The sequence below is a fragment of the Vibrio coralliilyticus genome (assembly GCF_024449095.1).
In the GTDB taxonomy this organism is placed as follows: domain Bacteria; phylum Pseudomonadota; class Gammaproteobacteria; order Enterobacterales; family Vibrionaceae; genus Vibrio; species Vibrio coralliilyticus_A.
Map to the genome: position 1 here is coordinate 2,876,778 of NZ_CP024627.1, position 14,790 is coordinate 2,891,567.

Sequence of the window (14,790 nt, forward strand, 5' to 3'; positions counted from 1 at the left end):
TCTCCGATTACTCACGCTGACTTACTTCTTCATACAGTACCTTTAGCGCAACTTCGACCGCTTGCCTGCGAACTTCACTCCGGTTGCCATCAAAGCTGTATGTCGCCGCTTTCAGCCATCCAGTTTCCTTAGCCCAAGCAAAACACACTGTACCTACAGGTTTTTCGACACTTCCACCATCCGGTCCTGCAATACCGCTGATGGATACGCCAATATTCGCCTTTGAATGCTTGATCGCACCTTGCACCATTTCAATAACAGTTTCTTCACTCACCGCACCATGATCAACCAGTGTCGAATCTTTAACACCGAGCATTTCCATTTTCGCTTCATTACTGTACGTAATAAATGCACGGTCAAACCAAGCCGAGCTGCCAGCAATATCGGTAATTGCGGCAGAGACACCACCGCCAGTGCAAGACTCTGCAGTGGACAGAATTAAATTATGCTGTTTCAGGCATTCGCCTAATTTTTGAGACAGTTTGTGCAACGCCGCCATATCTAAAACTCTCATTGTGACTTTTCGCCAATCCGTGATTCACGTATCCTAAGCCGCAATAGAAATAAACAAAAGATCTGAACCGTGAAAGCTGAACAAAAACATACGCCCATGATGCAGCAATACCTCAAGCTTAAGGCTGAGAACCCAGATATATTGCTGTTCTACCGAATGGGGGATTTCTATGAGCTTTTTTATGACGATGCTAAACGCGCATCCCAGTTGCTGGATATCTCACTAACAAAACGCGGCGCTTCTGCTGGTGAGCCGATACCAATGGCCGGCGTCCCGTTTCATGCCGTGGAAGGATATTTGGCTAAGCTTGTTCAGCTAGGTGAATCAGTTGCGATCTGCGAACAAATTGGTGATCCCGCGACCAGCAAAGGCCCAGTAGAACGCAAAGTTGTTCGTATAGTGACACCGGGAACCGTCACCGATGAAGCCCTCCTCTCGGAACGTATCGACAATCTTATTGCCGCTATCTACCACCACGATGGTAAATTCGGGTACGCCACACTGGATGTCACGTCAGGGCGCTTTCAGCTTATGGAACCCGAGACTGAGGAAGCGATGGCCGCAGAGCTCCAGCGGACCTCACCGAGAGAGCTATTATTTCCAGAAGATTTCGAACCCGTCGAACTGATGGCCGCTCGCAACGGTAATCGCCGTCGTCCCGTTTGGGAGTTTGAGTTGGATACCGCTAAGCAGCAGTTGAATCAACAGTTTGGTACTCGTGATCTTGTCGGTTTCGGCGTAGAACAAGCGAAGCTCGGGCTCTGCGCTGCGGGCTGTTTGATTCAGTATGTTAAAGACACACAACGTACCGCTTTGCCGCATATTCGCTCTCTCACTTACGATCGTCAGGATCATTCTGTCATTCTTGATGCCGCGACTCGTCGCAATCTCGAAATTACTCAGAACCTCGCAGGCGGAACTGATAACACACTTGCTGAAGTGCTTGACCACACTGCCACACCAATGGGTAGCCGTATGTTAAAACGTTGGCTTCACCAGCCAATGCGCGACATCAACACCCTCAATCACCGCCTAGACGCGATCAGTGAGTTGAAAGAGTTGACTCTGTTTGCTGACTTACACCCCGTACTCAAACAGATCGGAGACATCGAACGTATCTTGGCGCGTCTTGCTTTGCGCAGTGCCCGCCCGCGTGATATGGCACGTTTACGTCATGCAATGCAACAACTGCCTGAATTATCTGAGTCTATGGCAACGCTAGTACATCCATATCTGGTTAAACTCGGCCAGTATGCCGCTCCACAAGAGGAAGTCTGTGAACTTCTCGAACGTGCTATCAAAGAAAACCCACCCGTGGTGATCCGAGATGGCGGTGTCATCGCTGAAGGGTATAATGCTGAGCTCGACGAATGGCGAAAATTAGCCGACGGTGCGACTGAGTATCTGGAAAAAATGGAACAGGAAGAGCGTGAACGTCATAGCATAGATACGCTCAAAGTTGGTTATAACAACGTACATGGCTTCTTCATCCAAGTCAGCCGAGGACAAAGCCACTTGGTGCCACCACATTATGTTCGCCGTCAAACGCTGAAAAATGCAGAGCGTTACATCATTCCTGAGCTGAAAGAACATGAAGATAAGGTGCTTAACTCCAAATCGAAGGCATTGGCGCTTGAGAAACAGTTGTGGGAAGAACTGTTTGACCTTTTAATGCCCCATCTAGAAAAGCTGCAGAATTTGGCTTCAGCGATTGCCCAAATTGACGTGCTGCAAAACTTAGCCGAACGTGCCGATAGCCTAGATTACTGCCGCCCTGTACTCAGTCAGCAAGCTGGTATCCACATTCAAGCAGGCCGACATCCCGTGGTTGAACAAGTCCTTGAAGAACCGTTCATTGCTAACCCTATTGAGCTTAATCCACAACGTAAGATGCTGATCATTACTGGCCCAAACATGGGCGGTAAATCGACCTACATGCGTCAAACCGCGCTGATTGCACTGATGGCTCATATTGGCTCCTACGTACCGGCAGAATCAGCCCATATTGGTTCTATTGATCGCATTTTTACTCGCATCGGCGCCTCAGATGATCTTGCATCAGGCCGCTCAACGTTCATGGTTGAGATGACCGAAACCGCGAATATTCTTCACAACGCCACAGCAAACAGCTTAGTTTTAATGGATGAGATTGGTCGAGGCACCAGTACTTATGATGGTTTATCACTGGCTTGGGCAAGTGCAGAGTGGTTGGCAAAAGAGCTCGGCTCCATGACCTTATTTGCCACCCACTATTTTGAGTTGACCGAGCTACCGAACCAAATACCGAATTTGGCTAACGTCCATCTAGACGCGGTTGAGCATGGCGATACCATTGCCTTTATGCACGCTGTTCAGGAAGGGGCTGCCAGTAAGTCTTATGGTCTCGCCGTTGCTGGGCTCGCTGGCGTGCCAAAAAGCGTGATCAAAAATGCTCGAGCGAAACTGACTCAGCTTGAACAGCTTAGCCATGGCGACAATAGCAATACCACCAGCAGCGCAGTAGACATTGCTAATCAACTGAGCCTGATTCCAGAGCCAAGCGAAGTGGAAGAGGCGCTATCAGGCATCGACCCTGACGACCTCACTCCTAGACAGGCATTGGAAGCTCTTTATCGGCTGAAAAAATTAATGTAGTAAAAACAAAACGGCAGCTCTTCACTTATAGAGGAGCTGCCGTTTGGTTTCTCAGCGCATAAATTTCTGTTTAGAGCTTTCTGCGCAGTAGCATCAATGCCACTGATAAAAAGACGATGCTTGGCATCACAGCACCAAAGACTGGTGGAATGCTATAAACCAAACTGAGTGGGCCAAAGAATTCACTGGAAATATAGAAAGTAAAACCGGCTACCACACCAGATAGAATACGTGCCCCCATTGTTACACTGCGCAGTGGGCCAAAGATGAACGACAGCGCCATCAACATCATTACCGCAATAGAGAATGGCTGAGTGACTTTGCGCCACAAGGCCAACTCATAACGAGAGGCGTCCTGCTCAGAAGCCTTGAGGTAAGTAACATAATCATATAAACCGCTCAGTGATAGCTCTTCGGGCTTGACCGTCACTACCGCCAATTTGTCAGGCGCTAAAGAGGTCGTCCAACGATACTCAGGCAAATTGGTTTTGGAGATTTCCACTTCATCCAACATCTCCGTTAACTGAACGTCTTTCATTACCCAAGTGTTATCGGACAAATAATCCACTTCCGCTGCATGCACGACACTTTCCAACTGTTTATCATTGTTGAAACGCCACATATTCAAGCCATAAAGTTTATCGTCCTCAACTTTACCAAGAAAAATAAAATCGTTCGCATCACGTGCCCAGACACCGGTTCTCACCGACATAATCGCCCCACCAGATGTGGTAAAAGCACGCAGGTCACGCGCCATCTTCTGAGCTTGGGGCGCCCCCCACTGGCCAAGTAACGTCACTAACACCATCAAAGGCACAGCTGTCTTCAATACCGACAATCCGATATCCAATTTCGAGTAGCCCGCCGCCTGCATGACCACCAGTTCAGAACTCGAAGCAAGCATCCCCAAGCCAATCAAAGCACCAAGCAAAGCCGCCATGGGGAAAAACATTTCAACATCACGAGGAATACTCAGCAGTACGTAGAACAAAGCTTGAAGTAAGTCGTAGCTACCCTGACCCACTTTGCGTAACTGCTCCACATACTTAATGATCGCAGACAAGCCAACAAAGGTCGCGAGCACCAGCGATGTGGTTGCAATGATGGTTCTGCCAATATAAAGATCGAGAATTTTAAACACGACTTATGCTGCCTTCTTTTTTCTTTGTCTTAGTTTGTCTTTAAAGCGTCGCATTGGAATGCTGTCCATGGAGTTAATACCGACTGCGGTCAACAACAAAGCCGCGTTGATCGGCCACATACCAATAAAGGAAGGGATTGAGCCATCTTCCAACGCAGATTTAGTCGCACTGATTGAAAGGAAATACGCCAAGTAGATAAGAATCGCTGGACCCATTTTAGCAAATCGTCCTTGACGTGGATTCACTGCCGACAGCGGTACAACCAGCATGGTTAGAAGTGGGATACACACCACCAACGAAATTCGCCATTGCAATTCAGCTTGAGCGCGCGGATCTGGGTTAGAAACAAGCTGCATGGTTGGAATCGCTTCCCAGTCACGCCCTTTGGGTTTCACGTCACGCTGACCAATCAAACCTTCGTATTGGTCGAAGTCGGTTACCATATAATCAACGCGCGTTGGTACACCTTCATAACGCGTACCGTCGTACATGCGAATGACCTGGCGCCCATCACTCAGCTCTTTCACTTCACCGGACTGCGAAAAGGAAACGCTCGGCAAAATCGAATCACGTGGGCGCATCTGTGCTACAAATACATGCTTAAGTTGCTTGCCTTCAATATCATCAATAAAGACCACAGAAGAGCCATCCGGCGTCCCTTGGAACTGCCCTTTCTGTAAAAGGTCCACACTGTTCTCGGCTTCCACTTCTTCCTGTAGCTGAATTAGCTTCTCCTGACTCATTGGCGAAAACACAAAGGCATTAGCTGCGGCAATCACACCCGTGATAACGGCCAAATACAAGGCTGCACGAATAAGGAATTTATTTCCTATTCCGGTTGCATTCATAACGGTTATTTCACTTTCCGCGTACAGGCGGCCGAAAGTAAGCAAAATACCGAGGAATAGGCTCAATGGCAGCATCAATAGCCCCATTGACGGCATGCTCAAACCTACGTAGTGCATTACCAGACCCGCAGGAATATCCCCATCCGAAGCATCCGCTAAAACTTTGATCAATTTTTGGCTTAAAAACACTAAAAACAGGATAAAAAATATCGCTAACTGGCTCTTGAGTGTCTCGCGGATCAAATATCTAACAATAATCACGCTGAAATTACCTATACAAAACTTGTTTTTTTAATTGAATCACTATAATTTCCCGTTGAACCTTTTATTTTTAAATTTTTTGGCTAACTGTTAACGCGCTTATTTAAAAGTAGTTCCGATTAAGGAATCAACAAGTAAGACGCCATTATCTAACATTTAGTTCTATTTGTCTTCAGGATGTAGGAGTACGCATGGAGTTCAGTGTAAAGAGTGGTAGCCCGGAAAAGCAACGCAGCGCTTGTATCGTTGTAGGTGTATTCGAACCACGTCGCCTTTCTCCAGTTGCTGAACAGCTCGATAAAATCAGCGACGGCTATATCAGTTCACTACTTCGCCGTGGTGATCTGGAAGGAAAACCAGGACAGATGCTACTTCTGCATCAAGTACCGGGTGTTTTGTCTGAACGTGTTTTACTTGTCGGTTGTGGCAAGGAACGTGAATTGGGCGAGCGTCAGTACAAAGAAATTATTCAGAAAACAATTAACACTCTGAATGAAACAGGTTCGATGGAAGCGGTCTGCTTCCTAACTGAGCTGCATGTCAAAGGCCGCGATACTTACTGGAAAGTGCGTCAAGCAGTCGAAGCAACAAAGGATGGCTTGTACACCTTTGATCAATTCAAGAGTGTAAAACCGGAAACTCGTCGCCCACTGCGTAAACTGGTATTCAACGTACCTACACGTCGTGAATTAAACCTAGGTGAAAAAGCGATCACCCATGGCCTTGCCATCGCTTCAGGTGTCAAAGCATCGAAGGATCTTGGCAACATGCCGCCAAACATCGCCAACCCTGCTTACCTTGCTTCTCAGGCACGTCGTCTGGCTGATGATTATGAGACCATCACCACCAAAATCATCGGTGAGCAAGAGATGGAAAAGCTGGGCATGACTTCCTACCTAGCGGTCGGTCGTGGCTCAAAGAACGAATCTATGATGTCTATCATGGAGTACAAGGGCAACCCAGATCCCGAAGCGAAACCAATCGTGTTGGTTGGTAAAGGTCTGACTTTTGATTCAGGCGGTATCTCACTTAAGCCAGGTGAAGGCATGGATGAGATGAAGTACGACATGTGTGGTGCGGCATCTGTTTTCGGTACCATGAAATCTCTGGCGAAACTGAACCTACCAATCAATGTCATTGGTGTTCTTGCTGGCTGTGAAAACATGCCGGGCAGCAATGCTTACCGCCCTGGCGATATCCTAACCACAATGTCAGGTCAAACGGTTGAAGTGCTCAACACCGATGCGGAAGGCCGTTTGGTTCTTTGTGATGCACTGACGTACGTTGAACGCTTCGAGCCAGATTGTGTCGTGGATGTTGCCACGCTGACAGGCGCGTGTGTGATTGCACTGGGTCACCATATCAGTGGTGTGGTTTCTAACCACAACCCTCTTTCTCACGAGTTGGTTAATGCGTCTGAGCAAGCAAGCGATCGCGCATGGCGTCTTCCAATGGCGGATGAGTACCATGAACAGTTGAAGAGCCCATTTGCTGATATGGCAAATATCGGTGGTCGACCTGGCGGCACCATCACGGCTGGCTGCTTCCTGTCAAAATTTGCCAAAAAGTACAACTGGGCCCACATTGACATCGCAGGAACGGCGTGGAAGTCAGGCGCGGCGAAGGGCTCAACAGGTCGTCCGGTCTCGATGCTTGTCCAGTTCTTACTGAACCGCAGCGGCCAAGAGACAGAAGAATAATTTCTGAACAAATTTCAAAGGGCCGCAAGGCCCTTTTTTATTCGATATCACTATGCCAAACGCGACGTTTTACATCATACAATCGGGCTCTCCACAGGCCAAGCCACAAGGCTTTGAGCAATATGTAGTGTTTCTTGCTGGGCACTTTGCGAAACAAGGCGCTAAGGTCTACCTACACTGCCATGATAAACAGCACGCTGAGCAATTAGCGGAGCGGTTCTGGCAAGTAGAAGCCGAGCAATACCTCGCCCATAACCTGGTTGGTGAGGGCCCAAAGTATGCCACGGGCATTGAAATCGGATATCAAGGTGTAAAACCCTCGTGGAATCGTCAATTAGTAATAAATTTGGCGGAAAATGAGACAACCTTTGCGAACAAGTTTGCTGAGGTGGTAGACTTCGTCCCTTGCGAAGAAGAAGCCAAGCAACTGGCGCGACAGCGATATAAAATCTATCGCCAAGCGGGTTATCAGCTACAAACGATCGACATCGCACACAATTAGTGGTCAATCCTTATAGTTAAGCTCTCCTTCAAGAGAGTTCACTTATAAAGATTGACTTAGAATTAAACCAGACCTATCTGCAGAATATCTATCGCTATGGAAAAGACATACAACCCAACTTCAATCGAACAAGCTTTGTACCAAGCTTGGGAAGAGAAAGGCTACTTTAAGCCACACGGTGACACGACGAAAGAATCATACAGCATCATGATCCCGCCACCGAACGTCACTGGTAGTCTACACATGGGCCACGCGTTCCAAGATACCATTATGGATACCCTTATCCGTGCGGAGCGTATGAAAGGCAAAAATACGCTTTGGCAAGTTGGTACTGACCACGCTGGTATCGCAACTCAGATGGTTGTTGAGCGTAAGATCGCAGCAGAAGAAGGCAAAACCAAACACGATTACGGCCGTGATGCCTTCATCGACAAAATTTGGGAATGGAAAGGCGAGTCTGGCGGCACGATCACTAAACAGCTGCGTCGTTTAGGTGCATCGGTAGACTGGGAGCGTGAGCGCTTCACCATGGATGACGGCCTATCTAATGCCGTAAAAGAAGTCTTTGTCCGTCTCTACGAAGAAGATCTCATCTACCGTGGTAAACGTCTGGTGAACTGGGATCCAAAACTGCACACTGCAATTTCTGATCTTGAAGTTGAAAACAAAGACAAAAAAGGTCACATGTGGCACTTCCGCTACCCACTAGCAGATGGCGTTAAGACAGCGGACGGCAAAGACTACATTGTTGTTGCGACAACTCGTCCGGAAACCATGTTGGGTGATACAGGTGTCGCAGTTAACCCAGAAGATCCACGTTATAAAGATCTGATCGGTAAAGAAGTTCTGCTTCCTATCGTGGATCGTCGTATCCCAATCGTGGGTGACGAGCACGCAGACATGGAAAAAGGAACTGGCTGTGTAAAAATCACACCTGCGCATGACTTCAACGACTACGAAGTCGGTAAGCGCCACCAGCTACCTATGATCAACATCCTCACCTTCGATGCAAACATCCGTGATGCGGCTGAAGTGTTCAACACCAACGGCGAAGCAAGCGATGCGTACTCAACTGAGCTACCAGCGAAATACCACGGCATGGAACGTTTTGCTGCACGTAAAGCCATCGTGGCTGAGTTTGAAGAGTTAGGCCTTCTAGATGAAATCAAAGATCACGACCTAACGGTACCATACGGTGACCGTGGTGGTGTGGTCATCGAACCGCTTCTTACAGACCAGTGGTACGTTCGCACTGCGCCGCTTGCAAAACCAGCAGTTGAGGCGGTAGAGAATGGTGACATTCAGTTCGTGCCTAAACAGTACGAAAACATGTACTTCGCTTGGATGCGTGACGTTCAAGATTGGTGTATCTCTCGTCAGCTTTGGTGGGGACATCGTATTCCGGCATGGTACGACAACGACGGTAACGTTTATGTCGGTCGCACCGAAGAAGAAGTTCGTCAACAAAACAACTTAGCACCAGTGGTAGTCCTGCGCCAAGACGACGATGTACTTGATACCTGGTTCTCTTCTGCACTATGGACTTTCGGTACACAAGGTTGGCCAGAAGATACAGAAGCGCTGAAGCAATTCCACCCTTCTGATGTACTGGTATCTGGTTTTGACATCATCTTCTTCTGGGTAGCGCGCATGATCATGATGACACTACACTTCGTTAAAGATGAAAATGGCAAGCCACAGGTTCCATTTAAGACAGTTTACATGACGGGGCTAATCCGTGATGAAAACGGCGACAAGATGTCTAAGTCTAAAGGTAACGTACTTGATCCAATCGATATGATTGATGGTATTGACCTAGAGTCTCTCGTTGAGAAGCGCACCGGTAACATGATGCAGCCTCAGCTAGCGAAGAAGATCGAGAAAAACACTCGTAAAACATTTGAAAATGGTATCGAACCTTACGGTACTGACGCACTGCGCTTTACTCTTGCTGCAATGGCCTCAACGGGCCGCGACATCAACTGGGATATGAAGCGTCTAGAAGGTTACCGTAACTTCTGTAACAAGCTATGGAACGCAAGCCGCTACGTTCTGATGAATACAGAAGAGCAAGACTGTGGCTTTGGTGAAGGCGAGATCGAGTACTCACTTGCGGACAAGTGGATCGAGTCTCAATTTGAGCTAGCCGCTGCCGATTTCAATGGCCACATTGATAACTATCGCTTGGATATGGCCGCGAATACAATTTACGAGTTCATCTGGAACCAATTCTGTGACTGGTACTTAGAGCTTACTAAACCAGTACTTTGGAAAGGTAGCGAAGCTCAACAACGTGGTACTCGCCGTACGCTAATCACGGTTCTTGAGAAGACACTGCGTCTGGCTCACCCAGTGATCCCATACATCACTGAAACAATCTGGCAGAGCGTTAAACCACTTGTTGAAGGCGTAGAAGGTAACACCATCATGCTGCAGGCTCTTCCTCAATACGACGAAGCGAACTTCAACCAAGCCGCACTGGATGACATCGAGTGGGTTAAGTCATTCATCACGAGTATCCGTAACCTACGTGCTGAGTACGACATCAATCCAGGCAAACCGCTCGAAGTGATGCTGAAAGCTGCGAGCGCAGAAGATGCAGCGCGTCTAGAAGCGAACAACCAAGTGCTTGTTTCTCTCGCGAAGCTTGAGTCTGTACGTGTGCTAGAAGCGGGTGAAGAAACGCCTGCATGCGCAACCGCTCTTGTGGCGAAGTCTGAGCTAATGATCCCAATGGCCGGGCTTATCGACAAAGACGCTGAACTTGCTCGTCTCGATGGCGAAATCAAGAAGACTCACGGCGAAATCAAGCGTATCGAAGGCAAGCTAGGCAACGAAGGTTTTGTAGCTAAAGCACCGGAAGCGGTTGTCGCGAAAGAGCGAGAGAAGCTAGAAGGTTATAAAGAAACGCTAGTGAAGCTTGAAGAGCAAAAGACCACAATTGCTGCGCTATAAACCGGTACAGTGTTAACTAAAAGGCAGCGAAATCGCTGCCTTTTTTGTATCAGCTATTGACGAGCAGCATCAATCCGCTGTTTGAAGTCAGGATGAGTACTCATCCACTCGGGTATTTCCAACTCACCTTGTTGCCTAAACAATTCAAACATTTCAGCCATTGGCGCACTACTTCCATAGATGGCTTGCATAGCCTGTATGGCATACACATCCGCTTCAATTTCCGCTTCTCGAGAGTGACCATTGGAGAGGAAGAACACCCCCACTCCAGCCAGATTATCTACCACTCCTGAACTTTCGCCAGTTAAGAGTGCAACGCCCACCGAAAGTAAGCTCGAGTGAACCAATCGCTTCATCATATGACGATGATGAACGTGGCCTAGCTCGTGAAGGATAATGCTATCGAGTTGTTGTTCATTCTCAGCCAGAGTAACCAAGTCGTCGAGTAACACGATTTTCCCACCCGGCAATGCAAATGCATTGGCGCCAAGCTCTGAGGAGCGAAACACCACTTCAATGGGATAAGGTAATGCTTCAAGCTGTGTGACATGCTGAGCCACACGTTGGCGGATCGCTTGCTGCTCTTGCTGACTCAACTCGCTCTCTTGCCAGCTATTATCAAAGCTTTCGAGAACTTTATCGCCCAATGCCACTGCAACGTAATCAGGGATAGCATTGGCGACCTTGTCACTGGTCCATGGCAAGACATAAAAGTAACTGCCCAATACAACTCCGATACACACTACCGCTGACAACAACCACGCGAACCAGTTAGCTTCCATTTTATCAATGGCGCTGCTTCTGCGATTTCGCTCCAGCCAGTGGCTCACTTCTGTCGTTCTTTCAACCACAAAAACCCAGCCATCGGGAAACTTGAATCGCACAGGTAGGTTACCAACAGGGACACTGATCTCAGCGTATTGCTGGTCACAACTGATGATTTGACCTTCAACGCGCAAACTTAACGCATTAGCTTGTGTCACATCCAGCTTAGCAGGATGGCGCTCCGAGCTTCGTGGCGGAAACGCCACCCCATCAAACATCATTAGCTAATTCCGATACCTAAATCGAAGGCTTGAGCCACTTCATCCGATATCGCAGATTGAACGTTCGAGTCTTTATCTGTCGCTTTTAGCAGGCTCATATCACCAAATACTGCGGTATTATCGGCAACATAGCGCGAGGTTCTTACCATGACCCAAGGTCGGGCAATACTCAATGTAACGACCTGAAGCAAGAAGTTAGAGATAACCAACCAAGTGTAACCTCTGGCAGTAAAGGTCGAGTTAAAGGTATAGTGATTGTCTGATTCTTGTTCAAGTTTAGCTTGCAGTTGTTCGAAGATGTAGTTACGAACTCGAGTCGTTGTATACGCGGTCAAGCCAATGGTCAGAACGATGATTGCTAGATAAGCAACAATGAAGACCGTAAACTGAGATGCGCCCATTAACGAACTGTAATCACCATTCTGGATAGCCGTAAGGTCAAAGCCACTAAAAATCGTCAGAGACATCGCTATCATAAGGATGATGGACGCAGCAATACCCAGCCCCATCGCTTTCAGGTAGGTCTTAACAAAGAAGCCCGTTTCCAATTCTGCACTGAACTTCCAGTCACCATACCGATAACCATTGGTGAAATACTTATGTGCGCCAACCACAACCCATGCGTATAGCACAGACAAGAAGACAAAGAATGCGATTCCTAGTACTGTAGCTGCGACACCTGACACCCCTGAGATTGCGACAATTGCGGCAATATAGATAGCAATGGCGACTAGCGCTCCCAAGCCACGCCCCATCAGTGATAGGTAAGCATCTTTCAATGACGAGTCAAAAGAGAAGTGAACATTGCGGTAACTCGTCATTGCAGCATCAAATCGAGCGTTGCTCCATAGTAGCCAAGGTAAAGCCACATAAAAAACCAACAGCAACACAAAACTCACCTCAGGAAAGAATGCGTTGGCAATAGCCCAAATACCAAGAACCGCAACAGCCACTAGACGCCCCTTGAGAATTTGCATCGGCTGAGCGTGATATTCAAAGTTATCACTATCTACATAGGTATTGCCGTAGAAATAGCGCTTTGTTCTAACTTTGGCCCAAGCGGAATAGATGCCAAAAGTAATAATGCTAAGCAAAACATTGACTATCCATATGCCAAAGAACTCGCCTCCCTTACCCCTAAACTCAACGGGGTTTGTGATATGTTTATGTTCCATTTCTTTATTTTCCTGACGTTATTGACTAAAACACAAGCCGAATAATTTCTTACATTTCATTCCTAGCGTCTATGTCTTAATAACAAGAAAGTGCAACCAGTTGATGTACATCACAAACAACACCGCACCTCGATACAAGAATTTTACATATATCGAACAATAAGAACATTTGGTGTTTGAGTTTCAAGCATTTATATCGAACTTTACACCTTACTTATAAGTATTTTGTCGTTTAATGCTCTTTTCAAATTGACTCATCTAAAATGAACTAAGGTGCCATGAAAAAAGGTATAGAGAAGTTGAAGAAGTTCTTGCTCGGTATTCCACTATTATCATGTTTTATCTGTGTGCAGGCGTATGCAGAGAACATAGATAAAACGGTTAGAATCACAGCTGGAGAGTGGCCACCATTTATCGGCCAAAACCTTGAAGGGTATGGTGTTGTCGCTCAAACCATCACTCAAGCATTTGCGCTTCAAGGTTATAAAGTGACTTATACTTTTTATCCTTGGGCCAGAGCGTATGAAAAGGCACAAAGCGGAGAGTTCGACGCCACCGCCGTCTGGATGTTCGATGACGAGCGAACACAGCATTTTTACTATAGCAAACCGGTCTCACAAGAGCAGTTTGTTTTCTTCCACCACAAGGACTTAGACTTTGAATGGTCAGAGATCGAAGATTTAAAAGGCTACAAACTAGGCGGAGGACTGGGTTACAGCTATGGACCTGAACTGGACGCACTTATAGAGTCAAAGGGCGTTACTATGAGCCGAGTTAACAGCCCCAGTCAGAATCTGCTACGACTCAACCACCACCGAATTGAAGTTTATCCAGAAGAGCGACAGATAGGCTTGTACAACCTCAGTCAGCAAACCAAAGATGTTCAGAACAATATTACCTATCACCCCAAGCCCTTTCTCAATAACGATGGCTTCGTGATGTTTTCCAAACAGAGCCCAAGAGGAAAGGAGCTGCTAGCCATATTTAATCAAGGCTTACTCAAATGGCGCCAGCAGCAAAATGAGCACTAAACCACTCGATTTTGTTCTCTCCCTTCTATAAAGGCGGTAATGTTATCCATCAATATATTCGACAGGTTCTGAATCGATGAGTCACTTCCCCACGCTACATGAGGTGTCAGCAATAAATTCGGCAAATCCATATTCGCCAGTAACGGGTTGCTTTCGTCAGCAGGCTCCTGCGTGAAGACATCCACACCCGCCCCAGCAATCGTGCCATGCTTTAATGCGGCAACCAGAGCCCCTTCGTCGACTAATCCCCCGCGGCCAGTATTGATCAGTAGGCTTCCGGGTTTCATTTGCGCCAACTCATTTTCTCCAATCAAGTTACGTGTGGCCTCACTCAACGGACAATGCAGTGTGATCACATCAGCCATCATTAATACCTGTTCAAAGGGTAAATAGCCTTCCCGACAGGCATCAGCCCCTTTGTGTTCGGCATAAATAACTTGCATCCCGACCGCTTTAGCCAACGCCGCTGTCGCCAGGCCAAGAGCCCCTGAACCAATCACTCCCAGCGTAGATCCTGCAACATCACCAATTGGGTGAGTGAAAAAGCAAAACTGCTGATTTCGTTGCCACTCTCCTTTGGCGATATCGTTATGGTAGCCATGCAAATTGCGTCTGAGAGCGAAGATCATGCCGATAACATGCTCCGGCACCGACTGTGTGGCATAACCTTGGACATTCGTCACCGCAATCCCCTGTACTCGACAATAATCGATATCAACATTGTTAAACCCAGTCGCCGATATGGCAATCAATTGAAGTTCGGGCAATTGAGACAAAACTTGCTGGTCTAGCACCACCTTATTGGTAATCACAATTTGGGCGCCTTGTAGGCGCTCCACCACCAGCTCAGAGCTGGTGAAATCATATTCAATCCATTGGTGGTCAAAAGGAAGGTGAGGTAATTCGATATGAGTGGGGATCGTGGCGCGATCCAAAAAAACAACATTAGGCAGCGACATGGTTTCTCCTTCCGCTGCCTATA

The 14,790-nt window shown here is 47.4% G+C and carries 11 protein-coding genes; 5 read left to right on the forward strand and 6 right to left on the reverse strand.

Features of this window, described 5'->3' with window-relative positions; all coding sequences use genetic code 11:
• Positions 1-7: 7 nt before the first annotated feature.
• A complete protein-coding gene (gene pncC / locus CTT30_RS13535; protein ID WP_252036650.1) occupies positions 8-499 on the reverse strand; it encodes a nicotinamide-nucleotide amidase in 492 nt (163 codons plus the stop codon).
• Positions 500-583: 84 nt separating this feature from the next.
• Here pncC and mutS point away from each other — a divergent pair, with 84 nt between their 5' ends.
• Positions 584-3,148, forward strand: coding sequence for a DNA mismatch repair protein MutS (gene mutS, locus CTT30_RS13540; RefSeq protein WP_252035409.1), 2,565 nt, complete (start codon positions 584-586; stop codon positions 3,146-3,148).
• A 70-nt stretch (positions 3,149-3,218) separates the two neighbouring features.
• On the opposite strand, the gene lptG is transcribed toward mutS, so the two are convergent.
• A complete protein-coding gene (lptG, locus tag CTT30_RS13545) occupies positions 3,219-4,289 on the reverse strand; it encodes an LPS export ABC transporter permease LptG (RefSeq protein WP_239838898.1) in 1,071 nt (356 codons plus the stop codon).
• A 3-nt stretch (positions 4,290-4,292) separates the two neighbouring features.
• Complete coding sequence (gene lptF / locus CTT30_RS13550) at positions 4,293-5,399, reverse strand: LPS export ABC transporter permease LptF (RefSeq protein WP_239838897.1); 1,107 nt, start codon at positions 5,397-5,399, stop codon at positions 4,293-4,295.
• Positions 5,400-5,590: 191 nt separating this feature from the next.
• Here lptF and pepA point away from each other — a divergent pair, with 191 nt between their 5' ends.
• The 3 genes from pepA (at position 5,591) to CTT30_RS13565 (ending at position 10,556) form a co-directional block, all read left to right on the forward strand.
• Complete coding sequence (gene pepA / locus CTT30_RS13555) at positions 5,591-7,099, forward strand: leucyl aminopeptidase (protein WP_239838896.1); 1,509 nt, start codon at positions 5,591-5,593, stop codon at positions 7,097-7,099.
• Between the two features lie 52 nt (positions 7,100-7,151).
• On the forward strand, positions 7,152-7,601 hold the full coding sequence (locus CTT30_RS13560) for a DNA polymerase III subunit chi (protein ID WP_252035410.1): 450 nt from the start codon (positions 7,152-7,154) through the stop codon (positions 7,599-7,601).
• A 96-nt stretch (positions 7,602-7,697) separates the two neighbouring features.
• Positions 7,698-10,556, forward strand: coding sequence for a valine--tRNA ligase (locus CTT30_RS13565; RefSeq protein ID WP_252035411.1), 2,859 nt, complete (start codon positions 7,698-7,700; stop codon positions 10,554-10,556).
• A 53-nt stretch (positions 10,557-10,609) separates the two neighbouring features.
• Here the strand turns inward: CTT30_RS13565 and CTT30_RS13570 are convergent, their stop codons facing one another.
• Both CTT30_RS13570 and CTT30_RS13575 read right to left on the reverse strand, forming a co-directional pair.
• Positions 10,610-11,602 (reverse strand): M48 family metallopeptidase, encoded by a 993-nt coding sequence (locus CTT30_RS13570; protein WP_252035412.1) that lies wholly within the window; start codon positions 11,600-11,602, stop codon positions 10,610-10,612.
• Positions 11,602-12,777 (reverse strand): YjgN family protein, encoded by a 1,176-nt coding sequence (locus CTT30_RS13575; RefSeq protein WP_252035413.1) that lies wholly within the window; start codon positions 12,775-12,777, stop codon positions 11,602-11,604. The genes CTT30_RS13570 and CTT30_RS13575 overlap by 1 nt, the downstream gene beginning before the upstream one ends.
• A gap of 278 nt (positions 12,778-13,055) precedes the next feature.
• Between CTT30_RS13575 and CTT30_RS13580 the strand changes: the two genes are divergently transcribed.
• The gene (locus CTT30_RS13580; RefSeq protein WP_252035414.1) at positions 13,056-13,808 is read left to right on the forward strand and encodes a substrate-binding periplasmic protein; all 753 of its coding nucleotides are present in this window, start codon (positions 13,056-13,058) and stop codon (positions 13,806-13,808) included.
• Here CTT30_RS13580 and CTT30_RS13585 read toward each other — a convergent pair.
• Positions 13,805-14,767, reverse strand: coding sequence for a D-2-hydroxyacid dehydrogenase (locus CTT30_RS13585; RefSeq protein ID WP_252035415.1), 963 nt, complete (start codon positions 14,765-14,767; stop codon positions 13,805-13,807). The two genes, CTT30_RS13580 and CTT30_RS13585, sit on opposite strands and share 4 nt — an antisense overlap.
• Between the last annotated feature and the right edge of the window lie 23 nt (positions 14,768-14,790).

Bases quoted from the DNA above. Each gene is read 5' to 3' on its own strand.
- CTT30_RS13560 (WP_252035410.1), top strand. From the start codon at position 7,152: ATGCCAAACGCGACGTTTTACATCATACAATCGGGCTCTCCACAGGCC.
- CTT30_RS13565 (WP_252035411.1), top strand. From the start codon at position 7,698: ATGGAAAAGACATACAACCCAACTTCAATCGAACAAGCTTTGTACCAA.
- pncC (WP_252036650.1), bottom strand. From the start codon at position 499: ATGGCGGCGTTGCACAAACTGTCTCAAAAATTAGGCGAATGCCTGAAA.
- CTT30_RS13580 (WP_252035414.1), top strand. From the start codon at position 13,056: ATGAAAAAAGGTATAGAGAAGTTGAAGAAGTTCTTGCTCGGTATTCCA.
- CTT30_RS13570 (WP_252035412.1), bottom strand. From the start codon at position 11,602: ATGATGTTTGATGGGGTGGCGTTTCCGCCACGAAGCTCGGAGCGCCAT.
- pepA (WP_239838896.1), top strand. From the start codon at position 5,591: ATGGAGTTCAGTGTAAAGAGTGGTAGCCCGGAAAAGCAACGCAGCGCT.
- CTT30_RS13585 (WP_252035415.1), bottom strand. From the start codon at position 14,767: ATGTCGCTGCCTAATGTTGTTTTTTTGGATCGCGCCACGATCCCCACT.
- CTT30_RS13575 (WP_252035413.1), bottom strand. From the start codon at position 12,777: ATGGAACATAAACATATCACAAACCCCGTTGAGTTTAGGGGTAAGGGA.